This is a genomic window from Kocuria marina, assembly GCF_000786655.1.
Lineage (GTDB): Bacteria > Actinomycetota > Actinomycetes > Actinomycetales > Micrococcaceae > Kocuria > Kocuria marina_A.
In genome coordinates, this window is record NZ_JROM01000026.1 from 1 (window position 1) to 1,691 (window position 1,691).

Genomic DNA, 1,691 nt, shown 5'->3' on the forward strand with positions numbered 1-1,691 from the left:
GAAGGGGATCGGCGGCCGCATGGGTCGGGGTCTCAGGTGCTCAGGTGCTTAGGAGCATTCCCAGTCGGGGTGACCGTGCCAGGTGATCCGCACGGCTCCGGCGTCGGGGGTGCCGAAGTCCACCAGCGGGGCGAGCAGCACGTCCTCGAAGAGCGGGCCTTCTTCCACGCGGAACACGGCGCGGCCGGTGTAGTACAGCTCCCCGTCGTCGTCGTACATGCGGAACGTGTGGCACTCGTAGCCGTCCACCAGGGGCGCGCCAGCGGTGAGCATGGCCGCCTGTCGCTCGGATACCTCGCCCGGGCCGTAGGTCCACTTGCTGCCGGTCTGGTCGGCGTCGGCCAGGTGATCGCGGGTGATCGTCCACGCGCACGCGGGTTCGTCCTCCGGTGCCTCGGGCATCGGCACGAGGGCCACAATCTCGAAGGGTTCGCCGGGGGCCAGTTCGTCCATGAACCGGGCGAGGTCGGGACCCCAGTAGGTATCCACCCCCGCGTCCGTGTCGATGGTGAGGCCGTGGCCGTTTTTCAGTGCTGCCTCCCCGAGCTGAAAGGCGTTCTGGTAGGTGTCTGCGAGGTATTCGCTCATGGTCCCTGTCCTTCCGGTGGTGGTGGCGGGTTGTTCCTCCCGCCTGAACACTCTTTAGTTTACTTGCATTCAACACTAGACACAAGCCGGGCGGGGGGCTTTTTTGGGCCGGGTTTACGGCGATACGGTTTGCCGGTTTGCCGGTTTGCCGAGCCTTCACAGCTGAGTGTGGGTAGCGGTTCTCCGCCAGGGGCGATGACCGCCTGCGGCGAGCAGAGCCCGTAACCGGTAGTTGTCGAAGTTGCGGAAGCCGCGGGCGACGCGACGCATGGTCTCGATGACGCCATTGACCGCTTCCGTGGGCCCGTTCGAGGCTCCTGCGGTATCGAAGTAGGCCAGGATCGCGGCCTTCCACCGGCGTAAGGTCCGTCCGAGCCGGGCGATCTCCGGAATGGGACAGGACGGGAAGGCACCGAGAATCTCGGCGACGAGCCGGCGCCCCTGCTCGGGGCGGGCGTGGTAGACCGCGCGCAGCTTCTGGTAGCAATGCCAGGCAAGGGTGACCTCGTGATGCGGGTCCCCGGCCTCGAGCTTCGCGTTGAGTCGGCGGACCTGCCTCTCGGTCAGGTGCTCGGCGCCGATCTGCAGGGTGCGGCGGATCCCGTACAACGGGTCCCCGGCTCTCCCGCGGTGGCCCAGAGTGTCCTGCTGCACGCGGCGGCGGACCTCATCGACGACCTGCCCGCCGAGCTTGACCACATGGAAAGCGTCGAGAACGGTGATCGCCTCCGGGAGCTCGTCGCGGATGGTATTGGCGTAACCGTGGAACGGATCCAGCGTCGCCGTGCGGATCCCGCTCGTGAACGCCGGCCCCTGCTCGGTGAGCCAGTCGCCGTAGGCCGCCCCCGTGCGCCCGGGCACCAGGTCCAGCAGTCGTGCCCGGGGCCGGCCGTCCTCGCCGCGGGAGTGGTCCACGATCCCGGTGACCAGCCCAGTGCCGGGTGGGCCCACGTGGCGCCACACGTGCTCGTCCACGCCCAGGGCGTCCACCCCGGCCAGCCGATCCTCCGCGGCCAGCTGGGCCTCGATGACCGGGGCCATGGCGTGCCAGACGGTGTTCCAGGCGACCCCGAGCATCTCGGCCAGGGCCGAGACCGCGATGT

General features: G+C 68.7%; 2 protein-coding genes. Both read right to left on the reverse strand.

The window, feature by feature from the left end; translation table 11 throughout:
- Positions 1 to 48: 48 nt before the first annotated feature.
- Positions 49 to 588, reverse strand: coding sequence for a hypothetical protein (locus tag AS25_RS13830; RefSeq protein WP_052160834.1), 540 nt, complete (start codon positions 586 to 588; stop codon positions 49 to 51).
- A 156-nt stretch (positions 589 to 744) separates the two neighbouring features.
- Positions 745 to 1,691, reverse strand: a 947-nt coding sequence (locus tag AS25_RS08275) for an ISL3 family transposase (protein ID WP_035964231.1), incomplete at its 5' end; no start/stop codon positions are given.